The organism is Nocardia sp. Tas62D01 (assembly GCF_055232035.1).
In genome coordinates, this window is sequence record NZ_JBUYUZ010000001.1 from 8167418 (window position 1) to 8188725 (window position 21308).

At 65.5% G+C, this 21308-nt stretch carries 23 protein-coding genes and 2 pseudogenes; 17 read left to right on the plus strand and 8 right to left on the minus strand.

Translation table 11 applies throughout. From position 1 onward, the window contains the following. Positions 1 to 222 precede the first annotated feature (222 nt). From ACV7NQ_RS39375 to ACV7NQ_RS39450, 16 genes and pseudogenes are all read left to right on the plus strand, one after another. Positions 223 to 714 (plus strand): hypothetical protein, encoded by a 492-nt coding sequence (locus ACV7NQ_RS39375; RefSeq protein ID WP_463364164.1) that lies wholly within the window; start codon positions 223 to 225, stop codon positions 712 to 714. After that, the gene (locus ACV7NQ_RS39380; protein ID WP_463364165.1) at positions 711 to 1025 is read left to right on the plus strand and encodes a transcriptional regulator; all 315 of its coding nucleotides are present in this window, start codon (positions 711 to 713) and stop codon (positions 1023 to 1025) included. Before ACV7NQ_RS39375 ends, ACV7NQ_RS39380 begins: the two co-directional genes overlap by 4 nt. Positions 1026 to 1585: 560 nt before the next feature. Further along, positions 1586 to 2044 (plus strand): hypothetical protein, encoded by a 459-nt coding sequence (locus ACV7NQ_RS39385; protein ID WP_463364166.1) that lies wholly within the window; start codon positions 1586 to 1588, stop codon positions 2042 to 2044. Positions 2045 to 2074: 30 nt separating this feature from the next. Beyond that, the gene (locus tag ACV7NQ_RS39390; protein WP_463364167.1) at positions 2075 to 3448 is read left to right on the plus strand and encodes an AfsR/SARP family transcriptional regulator; all 1374 of its coding nucleotides are present in this window, start codon (positions 2075 to 2077) and stop codon (positions 3446 to 3448) included. Beyond that, positions 3438 to 4367 carry an NAD-dependent epimerase/dehydratase family protein gene (locus ACV7NQ_RS39395; RefSeq protein ID WP_463364168.1) on the plus strand — a complete coding sequence of 310 codons (930 nt, stop codon included), beginning with the start codon at positions 3438 to 3440 and terminating at the stop codon, positions 4365 to 4367. Before ACV7NQ_RS39390 ends, ACV7NQ_RS39395 begins: the two co-directional genes overlap by 11 nt. A gap of 163 nt (positions 4368 to 4530) precedes the next feature. Then, the gene (locus ACV7NQ_RS39400; RefSeq protein ID WP_463364169.1) at positions 4531 to 4890 is read left to right on the plus strand and encodes a hypothetical protein; all 360 of its coding nucleotides are present in this window, start codon (positions 4531 to 4533) and stop codon (positions 4888 to 4890) included. Further along, entirely contained in the window at positions 4887 to 5741 is an 855-nt protein-coding gene (locus ACV7NQ_RS39405) for an LLM class flavin-dependent oxidoreductase (protein ID WP_463364170.1), read from the plus strand. The genes ACV7NQ_RS39400 and ACV7NQ_RS39405 overlap by 4 nt, the downstream gene beginning before the upstream one ends. 145 nt (positions 5742 to 5886) lie before the next feature. Continuing rightward, the gene (locus ACV7NQ_RS39410; RefSeq protein ID WP_463364171.1) at positions 5887 to 6264 is read left to right on the plus strand and encodes a hypothetical protein; all 378 of its coding nucleotides are present in this window, start codon (positions 5887 to 5889) and stop codon (positions 6262 to 6264) included. A gap of 621 nt (positions 6265 to 6885) precedes the next feature. After that, positions 6886 to 8033 (plus strand): IS3 family transposase gene (locus ACV7NQ_RS39415; protein ID WP_463358517.1). Its coding sequence is split into 2 segments (ribosomal slippage): positions 6886 to 7156 and positions 7156 to 8033, totalling 1149 coding nucleotides; the frame shifts between segments, so codons are not numbered across the junction. A gap of 66 nt (positions 8034 to 8099) precedes the next feature. Then, the gene (locus ACV7NQ_RS39420; RefSeq protein ID WP_463364172.1) at positions 8100 to 8552 is read left to right on the plus strand and encodes a transposase; all 453 of its coding nucleotides are present in this window, start codon (positions 8100 to 8102) and stop codon (positions 8550 to 8552) included. A gap of 248 nt (positions 8553 to 8800) precedes the next feature. Beyond that, entirely contained in the window at positions 8801 to 9370 is a 570-nt protein-coding gene (locus ACV7NQ_RS39425) for an SMI1/KNR4 family protein (RefSeq protein WP_463364173.1), read from the plus strand. Between the two features lie 300 nt (positions 9371 to 9670). Next, on the plus strand, positions 9671 to 10483 hold the full coding sequence (locus tag ACV7NQ_RS39430) for an alpha/beta hydrolase family protein (protein ID WP_463364174.1): 813 nt from the start codon (positions 9671 to 9673) through the stop codon (positions 10481 to 10483). Positions 10484 to 10515: 32 nt separating this feature from the next. Continuing rightward, positions 10516 to 11766: a formylglycine-generating enzyme family protein gene (locus ACV7NQ_RS39435; protein ID WP_463364175.1), complete on the plus strand. Its 1251-nt coding sequence runs from the start codon at positions 10516 to 10518 to the stop codon at positions 11764 to 11766. A gap of 464 nt (positions 11767 to 12230) precedes the next feature. Then, positions 12231 to 12569, plus strand: a pseudogene (locus tag ACV7NQ_RS39440) (ArsR/SmtB family transcription factor); the annotation flags it as partial. 3 nt (positions 12570 to 12572) lie between these two features. Then, complete coding sequence (locus tag ACV7NQ_RS39445) at positions 12573 to 13055, plus strand: SRPBCC family protein (RefSeq protein WP_463365996.1); 483 nt, start codon at positions 12573 to 12575, stop codon at positions 13053 to 13055. Continuing rightward, the gene (locus ACV7NQ_RS39450) at positions 13055 to 13513 is read left to right on the plus strand and encodes an SRPBCC family protein (protein ID WP_463364176.1); all 459 of its coding nucleotides are present in this window, start codon (positions 13055 to 13057) and stop codon (positions 13511 to 13513) included. The genes ACV7NQ_RS39445 and ACV7NQ_RS39450 overlap by 1 nt, the downstream gene beginning before the upstream one ends. Positions 13514 to 13595: 82 nt before the next feature. Here ACV7NQ_RS39450 and ACV7NQ_RS39455 read toward each other — a convergent pair whose 3' ends face one another. After that, positions 13596 to 14771, minus strand: coding sequence for a cytochrome P450 (locus tag ACV7NQ_RS39455; protein ID WP_463364177.1), 1176 nt, complete (start codon positions 14769 to 14771; stop codon positions 13596 to 13598). Positions 14772 to 14856: 85 nt separating this feature from the next. Here ACV7NQ_RS39455 and ACV7NQ_RS39460 point away from each other — a divergent pair, with 85 nt between their 5' ends. After that, positions 14857 to 15447 (plus strand): TetR/AcrR family transcriptional regulator, encoded by a 591-nt coding sequence (locus tag ACV7NQ_RS39460; RefSeq protein WP_463364178.1) that lies wholly within the window; start codon positions 14857 to 14859, stop codon positions 15445 to 15447. Positions 15448 to 15535: 88 nt separating this feature from the next. Here the strand turns inward: ACV7NQ_RS39460 and ACV7NQ_RS39465 are convergent, their stop codons facing one another. The 7 genes and pseudogenes from ACV7NQ_RS39465 to ACV7NQ_RS39495 form a co-directional block, all read right to left on the minus strand. After that, positions 15536 to 16201 (minus strand): class I SAM-dependent methyltransferase, encoded by a 666-nt coding sequence (locus ACV7NQ_RS39465; protein ID WP_463364179.1) that lies wholly within the window; start codon positions 16199 to 16201, stop codon positions 15536 to 15538. A 97-nt stretch (positions 16202 to 16298) separates the two neighbouring features. Then, positions 16299 to 16589, minus strand: a complete 291-nt coding sequence (locus tag ACV7NQ_RS39470) for a PLP-dependent transferase (protein WP_463365997.1) — start codon at positions 16587 to 16589, stop codon at positions 16299 to 16301. A gap of 38 nt (positions 16590 to 16627) precedes the next feature. Further along, positions 16628 to 17296 (minus strand): transposase, encoded by a 669-nt coding sequence (locus tag ACV7NQ_RS39475; protein WP_463364180.1) that lies wholly within the window; start codon positions 17294 to 17296, stop codon positions 16628 to 16630. Positions 17297 to 17990: 694 nt separating this feature from the next. Next, positions 17991 to 18362: pseudogene (locus ACV7NQ_RS39480) on the minus strand (transposase); the annotation flags it as partial. 65 nt (positions 18363 to 18427) lie between these two features. Beyond that, a complete protein-coding gene (locus ACV7NQ_RS39485; RefSeq protein WP_463364181.1) occupies positions 18428 to 19354 on the minus strand; it encodes a trans-sulfuration enzyme family protein in 927 nt (308 codons plus the stop codon). Between the two features lie 17 nt (positions 19355 to 19371). Beyond that, entirely contained in the window at positions 19372 to 20550 is a 1179-nt protein-coding gene (locus ACV7NQ_RS39490) for a cysteine desulfurase family protein (RefSeq protein ID WP_463364182.1), read from the minus strand. Next, entirely contained in the window at positions 20547 to 21221 is a 675-nt protein-coding gene (locus ACV7NQ_RS39495; RefSeq protein ID WP_463364183.1) for an ArsR/SmtB family transcription factor, read from the minus strand. The genes ACV7NQ_RS39490 and ACV7NQ_RS39495 overlap by 4 nt, the downstream gene beginning before the upstream one ends. Between the last annotated feature and the right edge of the window lie 87 nt (positions 21222 to 21308).

A 21308-nucleotide genomic window follows, 5' to 3' on the forward strand; every position in this document is an offset into this window, starting at 1 on the left:
GGTGGCTCCGAGGCCGCAGCCAACCAAGCGCATCCGAGGTGTCTGCCCCCTTCGCCAATCCCGGCCCGACCACGCTCACCCGGCTCCACGAACTCTGTCTCGCAGCCATCCGGCAACGCCTCGACATCGATGAGCATGGGCGCGCATGCCGGTTTACTGCTTGCCTCTACGGAAAGAAGTGTGTAGTTTCCAATCAGGCAAGTAGTCGATGGGAGAGATGAGATGGGCGAGGATCAACGACAGGCACAGGAGGCGCTCGCGCTGATGCAGGCGCACCAGGAGCGCACGACACGGGCGGCACGGCTGCCGGGCGGGTTTTACGTGGCGGTGTTCGTCTTCTCCGCCGGGGCGACGGCGGCGAACGACTTCGTCGGTATCAGTGGCGCCAAGGTGATCGCGGCAGCGATCATCGTCATGTTGCTGGCCGCGGTGGTGGTCAGGCTGGTCGGTGGGGCGGCGCCGCTGAGCCTGGCGCGCGGGGTCGCCCCTACGCAGTCGTTCGCGCCCCGGGAGAAGTTCGCGTTGCTGTTCGCCGTGGCGGTGATCGGGTGGCTGGCCGCGCGATATGGCGCCGGTTTCGGTCATGCGATCGCCTCGACGATCGGGGTTCCGGGCTATCCGAACACGGTGACTGGGCTGCTCTATGGGGTCGTGGCCACCGGACTGTTTGCCCTGAGCCAGCGATTGGTCGATGGGCGGCGGCCGGGCCGGTGAGCGGCCCGGAGCTGGATCGGCTGCTGTCGGACCCGACGCGGCTGGCGGTGATGTCGGTGCTGTCCGCGGCGCAGTGGTGCGATTTCGCGTTCCTGCGTGATGCGGTCGCGTTGTCGGACTCGGCTCTGTCCAAGCAGTTGACCACTCTCCGCAAGGATGGCTACATCGAGCAGCGACGCACCTATTCCGGTCGGATCCCCAAGACAACCGTGTGCGCCACCGAGCACGGCCTGCAACGCCTGCACGCCCACGCCGAGGCGCTACAAGCCATCGTCGACCGAGCCGGAACACCGCTGCGCGACCGGATATGAGAACCCGGGCCGCCGGTGCCCGGCTGCGCACTGGAATGCGCTGCGCACCATGACGATTCATGTTTTCCAATGAGCATTCGATACAGGGAGCGCAACCATGTTCGACCACCGGCCGCGATCGTCGCTGTCCGTTTCCGCCGCGACGGTGAGTTGCTACGGGATCGTCGCGGCAACCGCGTCGGCTCAGCTCCCGACTCGATCTCCGTTGCGCCCCTGGTGGGCTGGGACATCAATCTATTGGCGATCAACGGTTCTGCAACCTGTGATGGGGGCGGGCAGGCCGACATTTCTGTTGCGGACTCGGAACCTGACAGCGCCCTGCGGCCCTTCGGGGAGTCCGCGATCTATTGCGATGGCGTCCCGAACAATTGGTCGGGCACTCTCTGGGACATCACCGCGAACCCGCCCCCGAGCGTGGCAGGTATATCAGCACCCGCGTTACGGCCACGCTGAAAAAGGGTTCGGCAGTGATCGTTTCGACGGATCAGCAGGTCGACACCCCGTAGCCATGAAGTTAGACCATTCAACGAACGTATTCGATTGTGGAAGAGCAGAGTTCAATGACTGAAAAGAAAATGGGCACCTCCGGTTTCCCGTGGCGCGCGAACCGCGACATCCTGCTGAGTGCGGCCCGGCGACTCGCGGTGATTGCGGTGATAGCCGGTGTCGGGGCGAGCGCTCCGATGCTGCTCGGGGCCGGTCCCGCGAATGCCTCGACGCTGGTGCCGTGTACCTGGGGGCCGGTCGGCTCGCGGCTGGAAGTGGACTGCACCAACAACGACATCACCGAGGCGTCGGTGGACATCGGCCTGACGTGCACCAACTTCGCAAATCTCAGTGTGCATCAAAGGATGACCCCGCAGAGCAAGGCGCACTACACCCGTGATTGCGGGCCCGGTGCGCACCCGATTTTCTGGAATGTCCTGAGTATTAGCGATTCGGAGCAGACCCAGCAGGACCTAGAGCAGCAGCTGCTGCGCGATGAGCAGGACCGAGAGAGTCGCCACCATGACCACTGACTCGCGATGCGTACTCGTACGGATCCCAGCATGAGTTCTGCCATGGATCTTGTTGAGGAGTTGGCTGGTGCCGGACGGATTGGGCACGCCGCCGACGCCCAGCGTCACGAGCACGGTCGATGCGGTATCGGATTGCCCGGTCGTGGTGTCCCGGTCGGGTCGGGTTCGGACGCCGAGCCGGAAGTATCCGCACTGTTCTGTCGGATCCTGGGGCCCATCGAGATCGAGATCGACGGTGTCGCAGCCGATCTGGGCGGTCCCCGTACGCGTAAGGTACTCGCGGCGCTGTCCACGGGTGTGGGTGCGCCCATCCCGGACGACGAGCTGATCGAACAGGTCTGGGGTGATCGACGCCCCGGCAACATCACCCAAGCATTGCGCACCATCATCAGCCGCCTGCGCGTCGGGCTGGGCCCGTACGGGCACCGGTATCTGCACCGCCATCACCACGGGTACGCCCTGGCCATCCCGGTATCGCTGACCGATCACGGTCTCCTGTCGGCCTTGGTGGTTCGCGCGCAGCAACACCTCGCCGGCAACGACCCCGCGGCCGCGGTCGCCGACCTCGAATCCGCGGTAGCGCTGTGGCGCGGTGCCCCGTGGCAGGACCTCGCGGAACAACCCGAACTGACCGGCACCCGGGCCCGCTTGGCCGAGTTGCGCGACACTGCGGTCGAGGAATTACAGGCCGCGCGGCTGACGCTCGGCGACACCGCCTCCGCGGTCGCGGCCCTCACCCACGCCGTCGACGCCGCTCCCTACCGGGAACGACGCTGGGAACTCCTGGCTCTGGGCCTGTACCGCGGCGGCCGCCAAACCGAGGCACTGAACGCCCTGCGCCAAGCCCGCCGGTACCTCTACGCCGACACCGGCACCGATCCCGGCCCCGCCCTACAGACGCTCGAACAACGCATTCTTCACCACGACCCCACTCTGCTCGCATCACAGTCCACCGCAGACTCATCGCGCCTCGTGCCCCCGGCATCACCGACACCGGACGAGCACCACGAACGCTCGACGAGTACACCCGCCACGGCGATCCAGATCGTCCTACATCACGATACCCTCAACCCCGGCTGGGCCGGTTTCGCTCGATTACCGGCGCTCACCGCGGCCGATATCCGAAAAGCCAACGCCGACAACGCCACTCGCCTGCGCGGCACCGGACATCGAGTGGACAACTGTCTCATCGAAACCGGCGCCTCTGGTATCGACGCGGTCCGCCGAGCACTCGCCGCCAACCGCTACGACACCGTATTCATCGGCGCCGAGATCTGCCTCGTGGCCACCGACACCCCGCTGCTCGAAGCGATCATCAACACAGTCCACACGATGCAGCCGCACAGCCGATTCATGATCGGTCGCCTCGCCATCACCTCGGAAGGAACCAACAATGCTGCATGACAGCAAGATAGTGATGACCGGCGCCACGGGAATGGTGGGACAGCCGATCGCGAAGGAGCTGGCACGAACGAACGAGGTGTGGGCAGTCGGCCGGTTCGGCGATACGCCGGTTCGAGCGACCCTGGAGGATGCCGGTGTGCACACCGTGCAGGCCGACCTCACGGACACGGACCTGCCCGCACTGCCCGATGTCGACTACGTACTCAATTTCGCGGTATCGCGGACCAACGACTGGGGTGTGGACCTCGACGTGAACGTCGACGGTCTCGGGGCGTTGATGTCCGCATGCCGTACCGCCAAGGCCGTACTGCACTGCTCCACGACCGCGGTCTACCAGCCCGACGGTCATCGCCGATTCGCCGAGAACGATCCGCTGGGCGACAACCACCGCGGCGGCGGCGAGATGTTTGCGACCTACAGCATCTCGAAGATCGCGGCCGAGGCCATGGCCCGCTCGTGCGCCCGCCGACTGAAACTGCCGACCACCATCGCGCGGCTGAACGTCCCCTACAGCGATCGGGGTGGATGGCCCTTCTTCATGTTGGAAGCGATGGTGGCGGGCGCTCCGATTCCCGTGCACGAGGATGGTCCGAGCCAATACCAGCCCATCCACCTCGACGATATGGTGGCGATGCTCCCCGCGCTCTTGGACGCCGCCCGGACGCCGGCCACGATCGTCAACTGGGCCGGTGATGAGGTCTCGAACATCGAGGAATGGTGTGCATACCTGGGCGAACTCACCGGCCTGGACCACACGCTGGCACCGACCCCGCACACGCTGAGCAGCGTGACCTGCGACCTCACCAGAATGCACGACCTCATCGGCCACACCCAGGTGGCGTGGCGAGACGGGCTCGCCAGGATGGCCCAAGCCTGCCACCCCGAACTGCTCGACCGAGCCACCACACCACAACCCTGATCAGCGACTTACACACTGCCCGAGCAGCGAATGTTCGACTGGCGGCGAGCGGTAGGTGCGTTGCGTTGCCTTGGCATGCGCCATCCATTTTGGCTAGACTCGCTGTTGGTTGATTCAACTTATAATCTATCTAAATGTTAGGGGCTGGAACAGGATGTCGACAGTGCAAGGTACGCAGGGCTGGCGGGTGCTGGGCTTCGGCAAGCACCCCGAGATCGCCGCGGCGATCAATGAGCGCTTCAAGGAGGCCGGCCAGGAGGGCGGCTCGATCGTCGTGACCGACGACGAGGCAGGTGATGCCCGGCTGATCGAGGAGTTGAACGCCACCGACTACGACGGTGTGGCGATCGGCAGCTTCATCAGCGGCCAGAACCCCCAGGACCCGCCGACCGAGGAGACGACGGCGTGGTTCAACCGGGTCCTGAACATCATCCACGCCGAAGCGCCCAAGGCCAAGATGATCCTGGTTCGCAATCCCGGCGACGTGCTGCCCGCGATCAGCCGCATACTCGGTGAACGATGAACATCGGCACGGGACTTCCCAATCAGGTCCGGAACATGCGTCCCGGGGTGATCCCCGAGTGGGCCAGACAGGCGGAGGAGGCGGGTTTCTCCTCGCTGAGCACTGTCGGCCGGTACGCCTATCCTGGTATCTCCGACACGGTCGCCCTCGCCGCGGCGGCAGCCGTGACCAGCCGGATCGAGCTCGTCAGTGGCGTGCTACTCGGCCCTACATGGCCGGGAACGCTGCTGGCCAAGGAACTGGCCGGAATCGACGGCGTATCAGGCGGCAGATTGACCGTCGGCCTCGGAGTCGGCGCACGCCCGGACGACTACATCGTCGAAGGACACGGATCGCAGGACCGGGGCGCCCGGCTCGACCGTGATCTGGAGACCTTCCGCACCATTTGGGACGGTAAGCCGGTCGGAGGGGGCCCGAACCCCGCCGTACCGGCGGGGACTCGGCAGGTTCCGATGTTGTTCGGCGGATTCGCACCAGCCGCGTTCGACAGGATGGCACGGTGGGGCCAAGGCTACGTCGGCGGCTCACTGCCCGCGCCAGCTGTCGCCCCGACCTTCGACGCGGCCAGGGCAGCCTGGCGCAAGGCCGGTCGGGAAGGCTCGCCGCGACTGGTCGCACTGGTGTACTACTCCCTCGGCGACGGCGAGGCCGGACAGCGGAACGTCTACGACTACTACAAGGCGACCGGTGCAGAGTTGGCCGGCATGATCTCCGCGGCGGTTTGCACCTCACCGGCGATGATCACCGACGCGATCTCGGCGTTCACCGACATCGGCGCCGACGACGTCATCTTCAACACGGGAACCGACGATATCGACGACCTGAAACGTCTGGCCGACATCATCTCTTGACCCCTTTAACCCGACTGCCCCGGCAGCGGTTCGCACGCCGACAAGAGTGCCGTGCGTACCGTTGCAGTCTCACGCTGTGCCGCCAATTCATTTCGTTCATTCGGATCGGAGTTGACAAGTAATGAATCATCGACTGACCAGAGCCATGACCATCGCTGCCCTCGGCATCGCAGCCACGGGACTGTTCGTCCCCCAGGCGGTCGCCCAGTCGGCCCCCAACCTCGCACCGGGCCTCGATTGCGAAGAGCTCCAATGCACCAATAACTCCGACAACGCCTACATGATTTATTTCGAGGCAGTCTGTGTTGCCACTTCCGAACCCAACGAGCCGCAGGCATTGGTCCCGGACACCGACCAGATATCCCCACACCAGCGGAACAAGCTCCTGGACACGAACTGTCCGCCCCACTACGGCACCGGCAAGTATCATGACAAGCTCGTGAACGGCTACGTCATCGATGCGAATTACTCGGGTGCGGCGGTCGTGCCGCCCCATCGACCGGGGACTGGCTCGGCCGGCTGATTCCGCGGGATCACCCGGGCCGATTTTCCAGTGCGCAGAAATTCCGCTGTGCGCGGGGTCGGCCGAGCCGACCGATCATCGATGTGATCGGTTGGCTGTCGGCTGTCGGTTCGGGTGCAGCCAGACACCACCGACCCGGCCCGCCCGCCCGGCCGACCTGTCGATCGAAAGTGCACTGGCCAGTGAGGGCTCGGTCCGCGGCGACGAACTGAAAACGCTCACCGAGGCCGTACTGGCCGACCCACAGCAGCGCGCTGCGGTCCGGGGAGTCGGCCGGTCTGAGCCGTCTCCGCCGGTGGATGCCATGTGGGCGATGATCCCGCCGAGACGTACCTTCTTGCATGGTCGCTGGGTGTGTGTCTATGAAACACACACCGGTTCGGCTGACCTCAATGCGTTGTCAATGCATCGACAATGCGTTCCTCGTTCGATGTTGTGGTGCTTGGGGTGGAGCCGAAAGTGCGACCCAGCCGTTATCTGGGTAGATCCTGCTGGTGGGTGTCGGCGCCTCCGGATGTGCTGTAGACCAAGGCGACAGGGTGGCCCGTCCCCAATGAATGAGACCGCTCGGTATTAGAGTCCTGTTGGCCCTGGTAGGGGCCAGAAGGGACGATTGGGATCATGGCTGGAGGACGGAAGCGGCATTCCGCGGAGGAGATCGTGCGGAAGCTGCGCCGTGCCGATGAGCTGGCCGCGGCCGGTAAGTCGGGCGAGGAGATCGCCGCAGAGCTGGAAGTGTCGGCGGCGACGTTGTACAACTGGCGCCGCTCTTACGGCGGTATGGATACCGATGCGGCGAAGGAGCTCAAGGAGCTGCGGGAGCAGAATTCCCGGCTCAAGCGGCTGCTGGCCGAGGCGGAGCTGGAAAAGGACGCCCTGCGGGAGATCAGCCGGGGAAAATTCTGAGCCCAGCGTCCAAGCGCCGTGCCGTCGACATGCTCACAGCAGTGAAGGGCGTGTCGGAACGGTTCGCGTGCAAGGTCGTTGGGCTTGCTCGTTCGACGTATCGGCGGCTGCCCCTCGCGCAGACCCCGGATGATCCGGACGCCGGTTTGCGGGCCTGGCTGCGCTCGTATGCTACGAAGAACCCGTGTCACGGGTTCCGGCGGGCGTGGGCGCGGTTGCGGTTCGACGAGGGCAGCTCGGTGAACAAGAAGAAGGTGCATCGGCTCTGGCGGGAGGAAGGGCTGCAGGTGCGTGAGCACCAGCCGCGTAAACGGGCCGGCGTTTCGTCGATGCCGCCGGTCGATGCGGATGCACCGAAGGTGGTGTGGGCGTTGGATTTTCAGTTCGATTCCACCATCGACGGCAGAGCGGTGAAGATCGCGTCGATGGTCGATGAACACACCCGTGAATCACTATTGCATCTGGTTGAACGCTCGATCACCGCCGAGCGGCTCGTCACCGAGCTCGAGAAGGTCTTCACCACTCATGGTGGGTCGCCGACGGTGTTGCGGATGGACAACGGGCCGGAAATGATTTCCCATGCGCTGCAACAGTTTTGCGCAAACCGGGTCGGGATCATCTACATCCCACCGGGCACGCCGTGGAATAACGGATTCGTCGAATCGTTCAACCGTCGGCTGCGCAAAGAATGCCTCGACCGGAACCACTGGACAAGCCTGCTCGAAGCCCGCGTCGTCATCGGCGACTACAAGGTAGACCACAACCGACGACATCGACATTCGGCGCTGGGCTATCTGACCCCGGCCGAGTACGCTGCCCGCTGCAGCCACAGCCACCACCCGGTGGCCTGCGGCATCAACTGAATACGGATCGAAAACAACCTGGCTCTAAAACCGGGTGGTTCCGTCATCGGGGACCGGTCAAGAGCGGTGAAGATCGCGTCGATGGTCGATGAACACACCCGTGAATCACTATTGCATCTGGTTGAACGCTCGATCACCGCCGAGCGGCTCGTCACCGAGCTCGAGAAGGTCTTCACCACTCATGGTGGGTCGCCGACGGTGTTGCGGATGGACAACGGGCCGGAAATGATTTCCCATGCGCTGCAACAGTTTTGCGCAAACCGGGTCGGGATCATCTACATCCCACCGGGCACGCCGTGGAATAACGGATTCGTCGAATCGTTCAACCGTCGGCTGCGCAAAGAATGCCTCGACCGGAACCACTGGACAAGCCTGCTCGAAGCCCGCGTCGTCATCGGCGACTACAAGGTAGACCACAACCGACGACATCGACATTCGGCGCTGGGCTATCTGACCCCGGCCGAGTACGCTGCCCGCTGCAGCCACAGCCACCACCCGGTGGCCTGCGGCATCAACTGAATACGGATCGAAAACAACCTGGCTCTAAAACCGGGTGGTTCCGTCATCGGGGACCGGTCAAGGGCGCTCGTCGGCCAGAGCTGGCCATCCTGTTCGCGTTGATCGTGTCTTCATGTCTGCTCTTCGGCCGGATCATCGCCGAACACGCTGTGCGGGTAGTGGTTCCGGTCTGAGGTTCACCCAATGTGGAGCGCCGGAGGCCATGTGAGGATGTCAGCGAAACATGGCCTGACAGAAGGACTTCCAGCATGGCTCTCTCGGCATCGTCGCCCCTCACCGAGTGGCGCGGGTTCTTGCACGACTACAGCACACAGTTCCTGAACTCGAACTATCTCCGCAAAGCGGAGCTGAACGGCACGGCGCACTATATGGTGAGCCCTGCCCAACGGGCGGCGGGATGGCTCGGTTTCGAGCCGGCCAGCGAGGAGGCGATCGCGGCGGCCGAGGAGCGGCTCGGGGTCCGGCTGCCGCCGTCGTACCGGAACTTCCTGCTGACCAGCAACGGCTGGAGCACCATCGGTAATCTCGACCTGCTCGGAGTCGAGGAGATCGGCTGGATGGCGGACCTCGAAGCCGGACTGCTGGAGGCATGGGCGGACCTGGACTTCTTCGCTGACCAACTCGCGGTGCTGAACAGGTGCCTGCTGATCGGGTTCGACGACGGTGGCACCGGAGGTAACTGGCTGCTGCACGCGGACAGCGCCGGGGCAGACGGCGAATGGACCGCGTACGAGTGGTGGCCCGGCGAGGGCGGCGAACTCGAGGAAAACGCCCACTTCGCCGCCCTGGTGACGCTCGCGATGGAGAATCTCGCCTGACCGACCGGGCCGTTCAGCCCGGGGCGATGCACCTCCGGGTACAGCACCAGGCCCAGCCTGCCCTTTCAACCCCCATGCCCATGACAAGCCCAGCGACTCTCCTCCAGGATCCAGCGCCGAGCCCTCGATGCGTCTCGGCCGTCACCCTAGTAGTGGCGCGCCGAGAGCAATCCCTTTACAACCAGATCCGAAAATCTTTCACCCGACCACGCATACCCACCGGGTCCGGACCGGGGCCGGTAAGCCCGGCCCCTCGGCGAATCGTGCTGTCATCCCACGTAGCGCGCGGCAGGGTGTCTCGTGAACGAACGGCCGCAGGAAGGAGTTGCGGCGGGGATTGGCCGGCACTGGTGTCGTCAACCCTCGCCTCCCTTCGGATACCTCAATGACGCGGCATTGGACGCGATCGCGGTCGCACCCAAGTCCGGTGCCGCACGGTGGGTGCTGTTACTCCACGGGGGGCCGGGCGGGGACAAAGACGGCCCGGCCGACCTCTACCGGGAGCTGTCCTCGCGGCTTGCTGCTGACGGCATCGGATCATTGCGGTTCGACATCCGTGGCGCGGGCAAAAGCACTGGACGCTACCGCGATATGACCATCGCCCGTCAAGTCGAGGATCTGTCGGCGGCCCGCGCATTCCTTGCCGCCACCTACATGCCGTCGAGTGTCGGCATCGTGGGAGAAAGCTTCGGCGCGACCGCGGCGCTGGCCGGCCTGGACGGCAGCGAGCACGCGCTGGTGTTGCTGTGGCCCGCGATCTGGCTGCTGGACAACGTCTTCGACAACTACGTCGACGGGGCGAGTCTCGCCGAGGCCCGGGCCCGAGGATTCATCGTCCGCGATGACGAGGAGATCGGCCTGCCATTTCTCACCGAGTTGCTGGAGGTCCGGGACGTATCTGGGGGGTTGACCGGAGTGCGCGCCCCGGTACTGTTGATCCACGGCGATGCCGACACCGAGGTGCCCGTGGAGCAGAGCGCTCGCGCCGAGGAGTTGGTGGCCGGTCCAGTCCGACGGGTGATCGTGCCCGGCGGCGATCACTGTTTGGAGAAGTCTGGCGAACGGGTGATCGTCTATCGGGAGACCATCGAATGGCTCACCACACACCTGTGAGACTCCGGGCGGCGATCGCTGCCTGCCCAGCGATGCGACACCTGCCACCCGCACACGTCGACGTGTCCGCCGCGGCGGACCTGGCAGCAAGTCTGCACGACTGCTACGACGCCACCGTGGCCACGCTGTCCGCCCGGCAACTGGCCTCGCCGAAAGCAACACTGGACGCGGTGACCCGTGCGCTGGCGGGACCAGCGGACATGCTGATCCTGGCCGCCGCCTCGCACGTCGTGCCGTTCGCACGTCGCCACACAAGCCTGTGGGCCTTCGCCTTACCCGCGAGCCTGCCCGGACGGCCCTCGAGCATGATCCGATTCGACGAGCTGGCACACCAGGTCGCCGAGGCGGGCGGTGGGCGTCCGGTGCTGCTATGTCTGGACTCCGCGAGGCCGTTGACCGGTGAGGCCACAGCGGCCCGGATTGCCGACGAGCTGATCGCGGCGTGGCCGCCGCACACCGGAATCAAGCCCGCAATCCTCGTAGCGGCTGGGTCGAACCCGTCAGTTAGCGCCGTGCACGCCCTGGAGCGAACGCTCGTCGCGATCGCTTACGCCGGTCGCGGAGTGCCCTTGGACGAGGTGACGACCCGAGCCGTCGAGTTCCTAACATCGTTGGGCGTCGATGCGGCCGCCTCCATGTCCGGCGAGCGGGCCGAGCTGCTCCCGATGCGCAGCTTCGAAGCGTTGCCTGCTTACATTCGCGAGGATCTGTTCGCCGCAGATCCCGGCTCCCGACTCGATGCGGCCGCAGAGCTCGCCCGTGTGGCTGCACACGGCGACCAGCGCGCCGCCGACGAGTTGGAACGGTTGGCCAGCCGCGACCGTGCCCCCCGAGTCCGGGCATACGCGCACACACTGATGTGTCGCAGCACCCAACCGACTGCCACGACTTTCCCTGCACGACAGCGGATCCCGGATTCCGTCCACGACGCGGCCGTAGCGGGGGAATTCGTACCCGAACTTGTTGTACACCCCGGTGGCCGAGTCCCAGTAGGCGTCGACCTACCGCATGGGGAACCGGGTGACAGACCCCGGCACTTCCTGGAGCTGGCGCCTTATCGGTTGTCGAGAACACTCATAACCGATCGCCAGTACCTCGCGTTCGTCCTCGACGACAACGCTCCCATCCCGGACCATTGGACAACCGAGACCGACATCTGGAACGCAGACGTGGATCGCCCCGTGGTGATTGTGTCCTTTCACGACGCAATCCGATACTGCGCCTGGCTCACCGACCGACTACGCGCGACCGGTTCACTAAATTTAGATACGAACGGGCATTGACGGCACAGCGATTTCGGCCACCACACGCCGAAGATGCTGTAGAGGTATTCACGGCAGCGTCGCCGCGACCACCCGGCCTCATGGATCGGGTAGACCATCTGCCGGTGCCCGCCCAGATCGAGTACGGACTCGCGGGCTATCCGGTTTTCTTCGTCGACGTTGTAGCCGATCGCGTGCAGATAAGGGCGTTGCCCGAGTTCGCGGTCACGCCACATATCCATCGGCCAGCCTTTGAATTTCAATGTGCTTCTCTGCACTTTGCAAGTTGAGCTTGAGACGGACAGGCCGTTGGCTACATCGGCGGATCACGAAGCCGTTGATCAGTGCGTCCTGACCGCACCCCGAGACGCCGTGATGCGTATCGGCAAAATCTTCCATAAAGGAGCGTGACTCCGCGTCTCGACAAGAGAAACGAGGGCCTGCGGCGGCGGGATCGATCCACGGAAGGCCCTTGACAACCAAGTTTGGTAAGCGTTGACTTACGGTTCGTAGAGACTTACAAAGTTGGGGATAAATGGGGTGCGTTCGCGGATCAGACGCGGCGCACGATCCTGGAGCGTCTTGCTGAGAGGCCGCGGGCGGTCGGTGAACTCGCGCGTGAGTTGCCGATCAGCCGTCCTGCGGTTTCGCAGCATTTGAAGGTGCTCAAGGATGCGGGGCTGGTGCTGGATCAGGCTGTGGGGACACGGCGGATCTACCGGTTGGATCCAGACGGTATGCGCGTGTTGCGTGCTCAGCTCGATCGGTTCTGGGGATGCGCCCTCGCTACGTATCAACAAGTGGTCGAACAAGACTCGGGAGAAATCGTGACACAAACCCAGATCGAACCGGTGCAGTTGCAGATTATCGTCAATGCACCATTGGAGCGCGCGTTTGCGCTGTTCACCGAACGATTCGACGCGATCAAACCACGCGAGCACAACCTGCTGGCGGTCCCGATCGCCGAGACGGTGTTCGAACCGCGGGTCGGCGGGTTCATCTATGACCGCGGTGAGGACGGCAGCGTGTGCCGGTGGGCGCGGGTGCTGGCCTACGAACCGCCGAACCGGGTGGTGTTCAGCTGGGATATCAACGGCCGCTGGGAAATCGAGACCGATCCGGACAACGCCAGCGAGGTAGAGGTCCGATTCATCACCGAGAGCCCCGACCGCACTCGCGTCGAGCTCGAACACCGCCATCTCGACCGCCACAGCGACGGCGGGGAAGCCGTCCGCGACGGTGTCGCCAACGAGGCCGGCTGGCCGCTGTACTTGCAGCGCTACATCGACGTCGTCGGCCAGGAGGGCTGATGGCCGCGATCGAGGTCAGCACCGAGGTCGATCGACCGGCCGAGCAGGTGTTCGCCTACGCCACCGACCCGACCCGGTTCAGCGAATGGCAGAAGGGTGTCGTCTCCGGGCATATGGACGGTGGTGATACCCCGCAGGTCGGGCAGAAATGCTTGACTACCCGGCGTATCGGGTTCGCCGAACGTCCGGTCACTTCAGTTCTGGCCCATCTCGATCCACCCCGGACGTGGGGCGTCCGTGGGGTAGATGGTCCGATCCGCGCGTCCGTCGACGTCACCGTCGCCCCACTCGATGACGGTCGCCGTGCCCGACTGACGATTCGCCTCGACTTCGCCGGGCACGGCATCGGCAAACTCCTCGTCCCACTCGCGGTGCGCCCGCAGGCCCGCAAGGAGATGCCCGCCAATCTCGCAGCCCTCAAACAGCGGCTCGAAAGCCAACCCGCACAACAGAATTAGCTCAACCGTGCCCGGCGTCAAGGTGTGCGCCGGGCACGGCGTGGGACGGCATCGCCGACACTTCCGTGACCGCCGGGGTTCGTCACCAGGTCACGGGGAGTTCGACCAGTCCGCCGGTCAGTACGTCGTGCCGGGTGCGGAGTTGCTCGATGTCGGTGGCCAGTCGCATGGTCGGGAATTTCGGGATGAGGTAGGCGAAGACAGTATGTAGTTCGATGCGGGCCAGGGGTGCGCCGATGCAGTAGCGCATTCCGTGGCCGAAGCTCAGGTGGGCGGGGGCTCGGCGGGTGATGTCGACCCGGTCAGGGTCAGGGAAGGCGGTCGGGTCGTGGTTGGCCGCACCGTTGTCGAGCAGCACGAGGTCGCCGGCCCGGATGGTGACACCGTGGATCTGGAAGTCGGTGCGCGCGTAGCGCGGGATGCCGCCTCCGCCTTTGCCTGGGGCCCGCAGGATTTCTTCGATGGCGGTGCGTAGCAGTCGCGGATTGTCGTGCAGGGCATGCCATTGACCGGGTGCGGTGAGCAACAGCAGGGCGCCGAGGCCGATCTGCACGACGGTGGTTTCGTGGCCTGCGAACAGCAATGCCATCGACAGTCCGGCGGCTTCGATGTCGGAAACGCCATCGGTCGCGCACAGCCGGGAGATCACGTCATCGCTTGGTTGGCGTCGTTTGCGTGCGACCAATCCCATTCCGTAGCTGAATAGTTCGGCCAGGCCCTGCTCTGATCGGGTCCGGTCGGTGATGTTGCCCGCGGCCTGGGTCCAGGCGCGGAACTGGTCGCGGTCCTCATAGGGCACACCGAGCAGTTCGCAGATCACCAGTATCGGCAGTGGTTCGGCGAGCATGGCGTGCAGGTCGGCGGGCGGTCCCTGGGCGGCGAGCTCATCGAGCAGCCCGACGGTGAGTGTTTCGATGCGGGGGCGCAGCTCGTGGAGGTGTTTGGGTGAGAAGTGGGGTTGGAGCAGCGCGCGCATGCGCGTGTGGTCGGCCTGTTCGGTGGCGAATTCGCCCAGCGGGCCGCCGAACAGCGCCGATTCTCCGGTCCTGGCGGCGGTGTCTGGGTGTGGGTGGGAGCGTCCGAGGCGTTCGTCGTTGAGCAGGTCGCGCATGTGGTGGTAGCCGGTGACCAGCCACGCGTCATCGCCGCCCGCGGTGCGGATGCGGTGAATGACGCCTTGGGACAACAGTTCTCGCAGTTGTGGTGCGACCTGGAGGAGTTGTGTCTGCTCGAACGGTAGTTGGACGGGTGCGTTCATGGCGACCTCGGCATGCAATGAAGTTGTTTAAGTAGTCTTATACAAGTCTAGTTGTACATTAGGCTGTGAACAAAAGGAGGTGTTGGTGGCCGAGCGGGCGAAAACCGGGCGCATGCCGCGTGCGCAGCGGCGTGAGCAGATCCTGGCCGCGGCGACGCGGGCGTTCGCGCGTGGCGGGTTCGCGGCGACCGGCCTGGATGCGGTGGCCGCCGAAGCGGGGGTCACCCATGTGATCCTGTATCGCCACTTCGCCTCGAAAGCCGATCTCTACCAGGCGGTTCTGGACCGCACCCATGCCCACCTCGCCGAACATGTCGGCACCGAGGACTTCGATGACGGAAGCATTCCCGCGCTGCTGCGTGCCGCCGCTGCCGATCCCGATGGCTTCCGGCTGCTGTTTCGTCACGCGGCCCGAGAGCCGGAGTTCCGTGAGCAGATCGACGCCCTGCGCGCGATGTCGATCGAGATCGCCGAACGTCAACTCGCCGAAGAAATGCCCGGCATCGATGTGCGGTGGCGTAACTGGGCGGCGCGACTGCTGCCGACAGTGACTCTCGAAGCGGTCATCGCATGGCTCGACGCCGGTGGTCCAGACCCTGACCGGGCTGCCGAACGTATCAGGCGCGCCGTCGATGGCGTGATCCAAGCGGCCCGCGAGAATGAGGTCCTCGGCTAACGAGCAAGCCGACGCTCGCGGTCGCGGGCCGTAGGCTTCGACCGCTCGGTGAAAGCCCTATTCGGCCTACAGGAACTTTGCGAGCAGCTCACTGGGGCAGGGTCTGGGTGACGCGCCACAACCGGCGCGGCAGCTCGCCTTCCTCGAAGGGGTGGATCTCGGTCAGTGTCCAGCCGTCGGCGAGGTCGTTGACCAAGGTTTGGTCGAAGAAGTGGACGGCGAAGCCGCCGTGTTCGTAGATGTCGTCGCCGTGTGCGATGCCTGCTCGGTAGTGGGCATCGCCGACGTGGCGCACGGTGTAGACGAAACTGCCAGCTGGTCGCAGTACGCGGCGGACTTCTTGAACGAGGGCGTGTATTTCGTTGGTGGACAAGGCCATGCACAACAGCATGTGCGCGAAGGCTCCGTCGACCGAGGCATCGGGCAACGGCAGCCGGTCGCGGACATCATGCACGATCGTGGTGATGCGCGAGGTGAGGTTTTGTTCGCGGGCGCGCTCGTCGAGTTGGCCCAACCCGACTGAACTGGCGTCGGTGGCGGTCACGTCGAAGCCCTCCCGGGCGAAGTAGAGACTGTCTCGCCCGTGACCGGCGCCGAGTTCGAGCATGTTCTGCGCACCCGCGGCCTGGAACAGCCCGGCGGCATACACGGCCGCAGCCGAGGGGTGCTCGCCATACATGCCCGGGTGCGCGCGATAGGTGGATTGCCAATGTTGGCCTTGAATCTCGGCCAGTCCGGGCGGGTTGTTCACCATGTGTGCGCTCCCTTTGTCGTCTGTGACCAGCGAGAAAACGATCAGCACATCCGGATGCCGGTCCGGCAGACCGTGAGGTGTCGGCCGGACCATGCTTTCATTCGGTGTCGAGGGCGTGGGTGAGGTCGGTGATGAGGTCGTGGGTGTCTTCGAGGCCGATCGAGAGCCGGATCATGCCGTCGGTGATGCCGCGCCGCGCGCGTTCGGCGGGGTCGAGGCCATGATGGGTGGTGGTGATGGGTTGGGTGACAAGGCTTTCCACGCCACCGAGGCTGGGTGCGATGGAGAAGATGCGCAGCCGGTCGACCACGGCGGCGGTTTGCTCGGCGGTGGCGTCCAGGACGATGCTGAGAATGCCGCCACCGCCGCGCATCTGGGTGTCGACGATGCGTTTGGCCTCACCGGTGACTCTGCTGCCGAATTAGGTCAGCCTCTGAGGGCGTAGTCGAGGCGGGTGAGGTGGCCGCTGTGGGTGCGGTCGAGGGGTGGGGCCGTCCACCAGGTGTGCAGCCGGATCAGGTTGATCGCGATGGCGGTGAACAGGTGCTGCAGTGTCACTTTGGGCAGGCCGCGGTAGCGGGCCCGGCGCAGGCCGCAGGCGGTGACGGCCTGGTGGATAGTGGATTCCGCGCCGGCACGCAGAGCGTATTTGTCCTTCCACGTCTGGGTGGTTTGCTCGGTACGGGCGCGTGCCAGAGCCTGGTGTAGCTGTTTCGGTTGGAGCGTGAGTTGGCGGCCACCTTGCTTGGCGCTGGTGCACAAAGTGCGCTGCGGGCAGCTGCCGCAGGTGTCGGCACCGAACTTGACCACGATGACCTCGGTGCTGCGCTGACTGGCCGGGCTCCACGACGAGCTGGTTTTCCCGGCCGGGCAAACCGCTTGCCGGGCAGCCCAATCGATGGTGAAAGCGCTTTTATCGAACCCGGCACCGGCTTTGGCCTGCCGAGACTGGTCGGCCACGGCGGGAGTGACCAGCGTGACCCCGAGTGCGGCGGCGTCGGTGAGGGTCTGTGCCGACGGGTAGCCGGAGTCGAGGTAGTGCTCGGCGGGTAGCAGGCCGTGCTCGGCCAGCACGTGGTTGATCGGGGTAGTCATCTTCACATCCGGGACAGTGGAGGCGGTGGTGGCCACGTGCGTGATCAGGTTCGGTCGCCCCCGGCTGTGCGGGTCGGCCTCGCCGACGGTATCGGCATCGTCGCTGTCGCTGCAGGTTTCGGTGAGGTGCACCTTGTAACCGTTCGGAGAACAGCTCCTCGCCCTTGGCCGCCCAACGGGTATCGAGGTCGTACGGGGAGGAGATCCGAATACTGGCAGGCGGGAGACCTTCTTTGTTTGCCTCCCGCCGCTTGAGGACCTCCCGTCCCCTCATGTCGGTGTGGACGTAATAGTTCTGGATCAGCACGATCCGCAGCACTTCGACTGCGGGCAGCTCCCGCAGCCAGGCCGGGGAGGCGGGATCGTAAACCCCGCGCAGCAGCCCCACAGCGTCGCTGCCGTACACCACCGCGAGCCGGTCCCGTTTCGCTTGCGAGGACGGCCCCCGCCAGCCATCGACGCGGGCGCCGTAGCGGGTGGCCCACTCCGTCACGTCGATCACCGAGGCGAGCCAGTCCGGCGCGGCCGCTGCCAGTGCTTCCAGGGCGGCGCGGACGCTCTCTCCGGCCAGCTCGAGCCGGTTCAGATCCCGCACCGCCGAGATCACGTGGGTGGAATCCGTGCGCTGCTTGCCGCCGGCACCGATCAGGTCCTTGGCCATCAGCGTCTCCAGCATCGCGTCGAAGACCACCCGTTCCAGGCCATGGTCGACCAGCCGGGACCGGAACTTGGCCAGCACGCTCGGGTCGAACCCCCGATCGGTCAACTCCAGCCCGAGCGCGTATTTCCAGGAGATCTTGTCGCGGACCGCGTCCGCAGCCTGTCGATCGGTCAAGTTCTCCACGAACTGCAGCGCGGTCACCAGCGCCAACGCCCCCGGCGACTCCGCCGGAGCACCCCGCACACCGAACGCGGCCACGAACCGCTCATCACCGAACACCTCACCCAACCCGTCCCGCACCGTCATCGCCAAGCTGCCCTTCGGGAACGCTGCCCACGCCACCAGCGCGGTCTGCTCGGGCACCTGCGACACCGGCCGCGGCTGCATCGACACCACACACCCCATCCCACGGCCGCGAACAGGGAAAAACGACCGCAGACAACATCATTCAGGCCCAAGCAGCCACCACCTCAAACCTGTAACCGGCATGTCAGGAATTCGGCAGCAGAGTCACCGGTGGCCAGGCCCGGATAGTTGACGCGGGTGATACGCGGGTGCGCCGACAGGTGGGTGGCGATGGCGGCGGCGGAGTCGTTTTGGGCACGGACCCGCACGGGTAGTGACCGCAGGGAGCGGGCGAGTTGGGAGGCGATCTCGGGGGCGATCATCTGTCCGAGGTTCTTGCGCCACATCATGATCGGGGCCAGGTGGTCGGCGGATCCGATGACGGTGCCGGCGGTGAGGTCGGAATGTCCGCCGAGGTATTTGGTGGCCGAGTGGATGACCAGGTCGGCGCCGTGGTGTAGCGGGTTCTGGTTGACCGGGGTGGCGAAGGTGTTGTCGACCACGGTCAGCGCGCCGACGGTGCGGGCGTGTTCGGCGATGGCGTGGATGTCGAAGACGTCGAGGTTGGGGTTGGTGGGTGTTTCGAAGAACACCAGCCGGGTGCGGTCGGTGAGGGCCTCGGGTAGGCGGTCGAGTTCGTCGGCGCGCAGGAAGGTGGTGGTGATGCCCAGTTGGGCGAGGTTGACTCCGAGGAGTTCGAACGTGCCGCCGTAGACGTCGCCGAGGCAGATGATGTGGTCACCGAAGTGGGCGTAGGCCAGGAAGGTCGCGGCTTCGGCGGCCATGCCGGAGGACAACGCCAAAGCCTGTTCGCCGTGTTCGAGGTCGGCGAGTTTGGCTTCCAGGGCGCGGATGGTGGGGTTGAGGCCGTAGCGGGTGTAGAGGTTGCCGGGTGCGCGGCCTTCGACGACGTCGAGCAGTGCGGCGGTGGATTCGAAGGCGAAGGTGGAATGGGGGTAGAGCGGTGCGTGGATCGCGCCCTGGGGATCTCGCTGATCGCCTGCGTGCACGCTGTGGGTGGACAGTCCCTGTCCGGAGCTGGTCTGGCTCATGGTTCTCCTGGCGGTTGTCAACGGTGGGCGGGTGCCCCTGTCGTTGCGGCCGCCGCCGTACTCAGCGCGGTGACCGCGACTTCGATGTCGTCGCAGGTGCTGTCGCGGCCCAGCGAGAGCCGCAACGCGGCCAAGGCCCGCTCGGTGTCGATACCCATCGCAGTGAGCACTGGGGAGGGGGTGTGTGTTCCGGCGTGGCAGGCCGAGCCGGTGGACGCCGCGATCTGTGGTGTGGCGGCAAGGATTTCGTGGCCGCGCGTGTCCTCGATGCTGATGTTGAGGGTGTTGGGCAGGCGCTGCTCGGACGCGCCGTTGAGATGAACCCGGCCCGGCAGCGCCGCGCGGAGCCGTCGATGCAGCTGATCGCGCAGCTCCGCCACCCGAGCGGGCCCGTTCTCGGCGAGGTGAGCGGTGGCCAGTTCGGCGGCGGTGCCGAAACCGACGGCGAAGGCGACATTTTCGGTCCCCGAGCGCAGATTTCGTTCTTGCCCGCCGCCGTAGATCACCGGCTCGAGGGTGAGACCCTCACGGACATAGAGCGCGCCGATTCCTTTGGGCGCGTACATCTTGTGCCCGACGATGGTGAGCAGATCCACCCCGAGCGCGGTGACATCGAGGGCGATCTTGCCCGCGGCTTGGGCGCCGTCGCAGTGCAGCAGCGCATGGTGGCGGTGTGCGACCTCGGTGAGCTCGCGGATCGGTTGCAGCACACCGGTTTCGTTGTTGGCTGCCATCACCGACACGATCGCGGGTTGGTCATCGAGGGCGGCGGCCAGTGCGGCCGGATCGAGGCGGCCGTCGGATTCGACGGGCAAGACTGTGACGCGTAGCCCGTGCAGTCGGGCCAAGGCGGCGCAGGTCGCCAGCACGGCGGGGTGTTCGGTGGCCTGGGTGATCAGGTGAGTGCGGGGCTGGTCGGGGGCCAATGCCGCACCACGCAAGGCCAGCAGGTTGGCTTCCGAACCCGAACCGGTGAACACGATCTCGCGGGCAGCGGCACCGATCAGATCGGCGAGCTGGGCGCGGGCGTGCTCGAGTGCGGCGGCGGGGCCGCGCCCGTAGGCGTGGCCGCTCGAGGGGTTACCGAATGATCCACTGAGATAGGGCAGCATCGCGTCCAGGACGCGGGGGTCGACCGGGGTGGTGGCGTTGTAGTCCAGGTAGACCGGCCCTGGCGTCGGAGCCGGGGCGCTCACGCCAGTCCTGCGGCGTCGACGGGCAGTTCGGCCAGACGCCATTCGAGCATGCCGTCGTGCAGGCGGATTGCCCGGCGGCCGTGACCGGTGAGCAGGCGCACCGCGTCGTAGGCCAGCACGCAATACTCGCCGCGGCAGTAGACCACGATCTCGGTCTCCACCGGCAGCTCGGAAATCCGTTCGCCCAGTTGCTCGACCGGTATGCAGATCGCGCCGGGAATGTGCCCGGCCTCGTACTCGGGCAACGGGCGCACGTCCAAGACGACGATCTCACCGGCGGCCGCACGGGCCACCAAGTCCTCGCGCGACATCTCGAGGCCGTGCTCGGGACCGAGGTAGTTGGCGCGCGCTGGTGCCACCGCGGCCTGGTGGGCTTCAGCGACCTTGCGTAACAGGGCGAATAGTTGCGCTACGTCTTCACCGGCCAGGCGGTAGTGGATCCGCACCCCGTCACGGCGCGTCGAGACGAAACCGGCCTGTTTGAGGGTTTGCAGATGCGCTGAGGCGGTGGTCAGGTTCAACCCCGCCGCAGCGGCCAACGCGTCGACCGTCCGCTCACCCTGGGCCAGCAGGTCCAGCAGTTCGAGCCGCTTACCGCTCGACAGCGCTTTGCCGCTGGCGGCGAACGCCTCATAGAGCGCCGTTTTCGCGGTGGTCTTGTCACCACCCATCCCATCCTCCAATCATCCGTGGAATACGGTAACGCGCCCACCTCGAACCTGCACGATGGACGCCGATCCACCCCTCGCCGGTTGCCG

Bases quoted from the DNA above. Each gene is read 5' to 3' on its own strand.
- ACV7NQ_RS39410 (WP_463364171.1), top strand. From the start codon at position 5,887: ATGACCATCGCTGCCCTCGGCATCGCAGCCACGGGACTGTTCGTCCCC.
- ACV7NQ_RS39495 (WP_463364183.1), bottom strand. From the start codon at position 21,221: ATGGGTGGTGACAAGACCACCGCGAAAACGGCGCTCTATGAGGCGTTC.
- ACV7NQ_RS39435 (WP_463364175.1), top strand. From the start codon at position 10,516: ATGCGACACCTGCCACCCGCACACGTCGACGTGTCCGCCGCGGCGGAC.
- ACV7NQ_RS39450 (WP_463364176.1), top strand. From the start codon at position 13,055: ATGGCCGCGATCGAGGTCAGCACCGAGGTCGATCGACCGGCCGAGCAG.
- ACV7NQ_RS39405 (WP_463364170.1), top strand. From the start codon at position 4,887: ATGAACATCGGCACGGGACTTCCCAATCAGGTCCGGAACATGCGTCCC.
- ACV7NQ_RS39485 (WP_463364181.1), bottom strand. From the start codon at position 19,354: ATGAGCCAGACCAGCTCCGGACAGGGACTGTCCACCCACAGCGTGCAC.
- ACV7NQ_RS39475 (WP_463364180.1), bottom strand. From the start codon at position 17,296: ATGACTACCCCGATCAACCACGTGCTGGCCGAGCACGGCCTGCTACCC.
- ACV7NQ_RS39395 (WP_463364168.1), top strand. From the start codon at position 3,438: ATGCTGCATGACAGCAAGATAGTGATGACCGGCGCCACGGGAATGGTG.
- ACV7NQ_RS39425 (WP_463364173.1), top strand. From the start codon at position 8,801: ATGGCTCTCTCGGCATCGTCGCCCCTCACCGAGTGGCGCGGGTTCTTG.
- ACV7NQ_RS39390 (WP_463364167.1), top strand. From the start codon at position 2,075: ATGAGTTCTGCCATGGATCTTGTTGAGGAGTTGGCTGGTGCCGGACGG.
- ACV7NQ_RS39455 (WP_463364177.1), bottom strand. From the start codon at position 14,771: ATGAACGCACCCGTCCAACTACCGTTCGAGCAGACACAACTCCTCCAG.
- ACV7NQ_RS39465 (WP_463364179.1), bottom strand. From the start codon at position 16,201: ATGGTGAACAACCCGCCCGGACTGGCCGAGATTCAAGGCCAACATTGG.
- ACV7NQ_RS39385 (WP_463364166.1), top strand. From the start codon at position 1,586: ATGACTGAAAAGAAAATGGGCACCTCCGGTTTCCCGTGGCGCGCGAAC.
- ACV7NQ_RS39375 (WP_463364164.1), top strand. From the start codon at position 223: ATGGGCGAGGATCAACGACAGGCACAGGAGGCGCTCGCGCTGATGCAG.